7 protein-coding genes are annotated in these 4,896 nt (G+C 61.2%); 5 read left to right on the forward strand and 2 right to left on the reverse strand.

Going from position 1 to position 4,896, the window contains the following annotated elements; translation table 11 throughout:
* Nucleotides 1-273 (reverse strand): helix-turn-helix domain-containing protein (locus G495_RS22890; protein ID WP_156939715.1); only part of this gene is annotated, 273 nt, incomplete at its 3' end.
* A 103-nt stretch (nt 274-376) separates the two neighbouring features.
* Here G495_RS22890 and G495_RS21865 point away from each other — a divergent pair.
* The 5 genes from G495_RS21865 (at nt 377) to hsdR (ending at nt 4,585) form a co-directional block, all read left to right on the forward strand.
* A complete protein-coding gene (locus tag G495_RS21865) occupies nt 377-799 on the forward strand; it encodes a DUF5049 domain-containing protein (protein ID WP_051445418.1) in 423 nt (140 codons plus the stop codon).
* A complete protein-coding gene (locus G495_RS0114435) occupies nt 799-1,581 on the forward strand; it encodes a class II glutamine amidotransferase (RefSeq protein WP_028588353.1) in 783 nt (260 codons plus the stop codon). Before G495_RS21865 ends, G495_RS0114435 begins: the two co-directional genes overlap by 1 nt.
* Nucleotides 1,582-1,643: 62 nt before the next feature.
* On the forward strand, nt 1,644-2,144 hold the full coding sequence (locus G495_RS19470) for a gamma-glutamylcyclotransferase family protein (RefSeq protein WP_169734399.1): 501 nt from the start codon (nt 1,644-1,646) through the stop codon (nt 2,142-2,144).
* A 114-nt stretch (nt 2,145-2,258) separates the two neighbouring features.
* The gene (locus G495_RS21375; RefSeq protein ID WP_211234150.1) at nt 2,259-2,477 is read left to right on the forward strand and encodes a helix-turn-helix domain-containing protein; all 219 of its coding nucleotides are present in this window, start codon (nt 2,259-2,261) and stop codon (nt 2,475-2,477) included.
* A 2-nt stretch (nt 2,478-2,479) separates the two neighbouring features.
* Complete coding sequence (gene hsdR / locus G495_RS19475; protein WP_084458326.1) at nt 2,480-4,585, forward strand: EcoAI/FtnUII family type I restriction enzme subunit R; 2,106 nt, start codon at nt 2,480-2,482, stop codon at nt 4,583-4,585.
* Here hsdR and G495_RS0114450 read toward each other — a convergent pair.
* On the reverse strand, nt 4,586-4,896 hold a 311-nt coding region (locus G495_RS0114450; protein WP_028586583.1), incomplete at its 5' end, for an integrase core domain-containing protein.

The raw sequence follows: 4,896 nt of genomic DNA on the forward strand, positions 1-4,896 counted from the left end.
TGCCTCGTCCTTGGGTGAGCGCTTCTTGAGCCCCTCGGCACCGCCAGCAAGGAATTGATCCCGCCAGCGGGTCAGGGCGGCGGCGGTCACGCCAAGTTCACGGCTCAAAATCTCGATGTCCTCACCACGCAGTAGCCTGAGCACAGCCTCGGTCTTGTGCTTGGCCCAGAACCTCTTGGGCGGCTTGCGTGCCTCATCCCCGGTTCCGGTCGGCCTATGGCCTCCCTCCACCGGGGAGGAGGCTCCTCTGCCCCTCATTCCATCCTTCGTCATCGAACACCTCCTGGGGATCTCTTACTCCCAATTCGGTGTCCAAGAAAACCGTACACCGCCCCAGCCGCTGGAAGAAGACGGCGAAGTCTTCACCGGGGCGACGGTGACCGACGTGGTCCACGCCATGAAGGGGGCCACGCTCTTTTCCGACCAGCGGGATCTCGAGGACTACATCGACATGGTCCTGCGCAACGCCAAGATGCTGGCCGGTGTCGAGCTGGCGGTCCGGGGCGACACGCCCGAGGAAAAGGCCGCATCTTTCCTCGATGCGCTGATCAAACATGGTCTTGCCGAGGTGCAGGACGACAAACCGGAACGGATACCGATTCCAGCCCTGATCTGGCAAGGCGTCGACGCGGTCCGGCTCTCGGGGCTGACCAACATGCTCGACCGACCCGTTGTCGCCCGGCTGGCCGGGGAGCTCGGATATCCCGATGCCGCGCGCTGGATCGAGGAGCACCCGAAGGAGTACGCCGAGGGTGTCTTCCGCGGGTTCATCGTCGATCCGCAGGGAGGGAAACCCTGATGTGCGGGCTCGCAGGCGTCATCTTCGGAAAAAAGCGACGGCGCGCCGAGGAGCGGGACCACCTCGCCTGGCTCTTCATCCGCCTGCTGCTACTGAGCGAGGAGCGCGGTCCCCATGCCACCGGCGCAGCATGGCTCGATGCCGACGGCGGCCACCGGCTGTTCAAGCGCCCGGTGACGGCCGAGCGGTTCGTGACGGACAAGGCCTTCGCCGAACTCCTTGCCTCCATGGACAACCGCGCCACGCTCCTGCTCGGACACACCCGTTGGCGCACCCGCGGGGACGAGCGGGTCAACAGCAACAACCACCCGATCCGCGCCGGGGAGGTGATCGGCACCCACAACGGCACCATCTACAACGCCGATTACCTCTTCCGCCGCTGGAAGCTGCGCCGTTTCGCCGAGGTGGACAGCGAGATTCTGTTCCGCCTGGCCGCGAACGCCGCGCGGGACGGTGCCATGGATATCGAGCGGTTCAAAGCCCGACTCCGGCGCTGCCGCGGGCAGATCACCGCCGTCATCGCCTGCCGGACCGACCCGGGCACCGTCTTTGTGCTCAAGGGGAACAGACCGCTGGAACTGTGGTGGCATCCCCGCCGCAAGGCCGTCCTCTACGCTTCGGACCCCGCATACCTCGACGCCGTGCTGGCGGAGGAAAAGGGCTGGAGGGAGCTTCCGGTCCCGCCCATGAGCCTGGTGGTGTTCCGGCGCGAGGACCTGGCCGCGCACTCGGTGGAGCCCTTCGAGTTCGTCGCCCAGGAGAAAAAGAGAGAGGAACAATGACAGACACCCCAATGAACCAGGCAATGAACCCAACAGAACCCTTGAAGCCGAACACAACCGGAATGCTGAGACTCTTCGTCTACGGGACACTGAAGCGCGGTTTCTGGAACCACGACCGCTTTTGCCGGGGCGTCCTGACGGTGGAGGACGCTGTCGTCCGCGGCCGCCTCTTCGAGTCATCTTCCGGCATCCCGGTCCTGGAGCTTCCAGAGGAGGACGTCCTTGCCGTCGGGACTACCAACCCGCTCGCCGACGTGGCCACACAAGTGCACGTGACGGCCCGCATGTCCAATCCCAAGCCAAACCCCGACCGGCTCCCGAATAAGCGCACAGGCGCGCCCTGGGGCCCCGTGTACGGGGAGCTTCTGACCTTCGACGATCCCGAAAACCGCCTTCCGGCCATCGACCGGCTGGAGGGGTTTCACCCCGGCGGTCCCTGCCTCTATCGCCGCGTCCTGGTCCCGGTATGTATGAACCGGGGAAATAGGCTGGTTGCCTGGGTCTATGTCGCCGGAGGCACCTCGACAGATCGTTTTAAAAGGTTGCCAAACGGCGCATGGTGACAAACCGGCCTTTGACTGGCCATGGCTTGGATATTCCAGCGAAAACAATTGACACGAACTGACACGAACTGTAAAATACATCTCTGTGATGAGGTATAATGAGGGTAAACTCACTTGGAAACCGCAGAGGTGCTTCTGATGGAAAACAAATCGGACAACGTCCTGACCATAGAGGAGTTATCCGTTTATCTGAAAATTCCCAAGTCGACGCTTTACAAGCTCGTCCGGGAGGGAAAGATCCCCTCGCAAAAGGTGGGGCGCCACCTGCGTTTCCATCGGGAGTCCATCGACGAATGGTTGAAGCGGGAAGATGAACACGGGAGGCGGGGATAGCCATGGCCTTGAACGAAGCCGATACCTGCCGCCGCTATATCGTTCCCAAGCTCCAGGCAGTGGGCTGGGATGACGAACCGCACCGCATCAACGAGCAGGTCACGTTCACCGATGGCCGCATCATCGTGTCCGGCCGCCAGGGACGCAGAAGACCCGGAAAGCGCGCCGACTACATTCTTCGTTACCGCCCTGACATGCCCATAGCCGTGGTCGAGGCGAAACCCTCATACGCCACGTCGGGCCAGGGTCTTCAACAGGCCAAGGAATATGCGGAAATCCTCGGCCTCAAATTCGCTTATGCGACCAACGGCCAAGGGATCGTCGAGTTTGACTACATAACCGGTCTCGAGCGTGAGATAGCAGATTTCCCCACACCAGAAGAACTGTGGGCGCGTTTGGTCAATTCGGAGCGGCTCAACCCCGAGTCGGCGGAACGGCTTCTTGCGCCGGCCTATCATTTGAGCGGCAAATCGCCGCGCTACTACCAGGAGATCGCCATCAACAGAACCGTTCAGGCGGTTCTTCAGGGACGCCGTCGCATCCTGCTGACAATGGCTACCGGGACGGGCAAAACCGTCGTGGCGTTCCAGATCTGCTGGAAGCTTTGGTCATCGCGCTGGAACCGAACCGGGGACTACCGGAGGCCTCGAATTCTGTATCTGGCGGATCGCAATGTCCTGGTCGATGATCCTATGGCCAAGATCTACGCTCCCTTTGGCGATGCGCGCTGGAAAATAGAGGGGGGCGTGGCCAACAAGAGCCGGGAAATGTACTTCGCGATCTACCAGGCCATCGCCCGGGACGAACGCAGACCTGGACTCTATCGCGAATATTCGCCGGATTTCTTTGATTTGATCATCGTGGACGAGTGCCACCGAGGAAGCGCCAAGGAGGACAGCAACTGGCGGGCCATTCTCGAGTATTTCGAACCGGCATTCCAGGTCGGAATGACGGCCACACCGCGCCGCCAGGACAACGCCGATACGTACCGTTACTTCGGAGACCCCATCTACCAATACAGCCTACGCCAGGGGATCGACGATGGGTTCCTGGCCCCCTATCGGGTCCACCGCGTCATCACCACTTGGGACGCGGCGGGTTGGCGTCCGAGCCAGGGAGACCTTGACCGCTACGGCCGGGAAATCCCGGACGAGGAATACCGCACCAACGATTTCGAACGAATCGTTTCTTTGAAAGCCAGGACCGAGGCCGTCGCCAGGCATTTGACCGGATTTCTAAATAAGACGGGGCGGTTCGACAAGACCATCGTTTTTTGTGTCGATCAGGAGCACGCTGACGAGATGCGCCGCGCGCTGAACAACCTGAATTCCGACCTGGCCCGCCAGCATTCCGATTACGTGTGCCGCGTCACGTCCGACGAGGGCGGCATCGGTCGAGGCCATCTGAGCAATTTCCAGGACGTTGAACGCCGGACACCGGTCATTTTGACCACATCGCAGATGCTGACCACGGGCATAGACGCACCGACGGTCCAGAACGTCGTGCTCGTCCGGGTCATCAACTCGATGACGGATTTCAAACAGATCATTGGGCGTGGGACCCGTGTCCGGGACGATTACGGAAAGTTCTTTTTCAGTATCCTCGATTACACCGGGTCCGCCACCCGCATGTTCGCCGACCCGGACTTCGACGGTGACCCGTCCATTGAAACGGAGCAGCATATCGACGAGGAAGGCCGGCCCACCGATTCGGAAGCGGTCGTGACGCCGGAGGAAGAACCCGAAGCGGGCGACGAGGTGATTGTCGATCCACTCCCTCCGGATGACGGCGCTCCCGCCGAAAGGCGCAAATTCTACTTCGATGGCGGCCAGGTCGAGATTTCCGCCCACCTCGTCTATGAGCTTGACGCCGACGGCAACCAGCTCCGGGTCGTGCGCTTTACCGACTACACCGCGGAAAAGGTGCGGACGCTTTATCGGAACGCGGCCGAACTCCGGAATGACTGGGCCGACCCCAACCATCGGAAAGAGATTATCGACCAATTGGGCGAACGGGGCATCGATTTCGACGCGTTGGCTTCAATGGCGGATCAACCCGATGCCGACCCTGTAGCGGTCTACAGTTTTTTGGACACTCATTTGCGCTAATCAGGCCGCTATTGACACCGGGGCGGTCTGCTCCTTTCTGACCTGGGCCGGGGTCTTGTACCCGTGTCGGCCAACGATCCATTCCCGATTGTAGGTTTCCTTGAATTCCAGCAGGGCCAGTCTCAGTTCTTCAACCGTGTCGAAGTGCCTGACCCAGAGCAGGTTTTCCTTGAGGGTGCGCACGAAGCGCTCCGCGATCCCGTTGCCCTGCGGCTCACGCACATAGGACGGAGAACTCTTGATGCCCAGGAAGGCGATTTCGTCCTGGAATACGTCCGAAACATACTGGCTGCCGTGGTCATGCCGTAGCG

The organism is Desulfocurvus vexinensis DSM 17965 (genome assembly GCF_000519125.1).
GTDB lineage: Bacteria > Desulfobacterota > Desulfovibrionia > Desulfovibrionales > Desulfovibrionaceae > Desulfocurvus > Desulfocurvus vexinensis.

Bases quoted from the DNA above. Each gene is read 5' to 3' on its own strand.
- G495_RS0114435 (WP_028588353.1), top strand. From the start codon at position 799: ATGTGCGGGCTCGCAGGCGTCATCTTCGGAAAAAAGCGACGGCGCGCC.
- G495_RS19470 (WP_169734399.1), top strand. From the start codon at position 1,644: ATGCTGAGACTCTTCGTCTACGGGACACTGAAGCGCGGTTTCTGGAAC.
- hsdR (WP_084458326.1), top strand. From the start codon at position 2,480: ATGGCCTTGAACGAAGCCGATACCTGCCGCCGCTATATCGTTCCCAAG.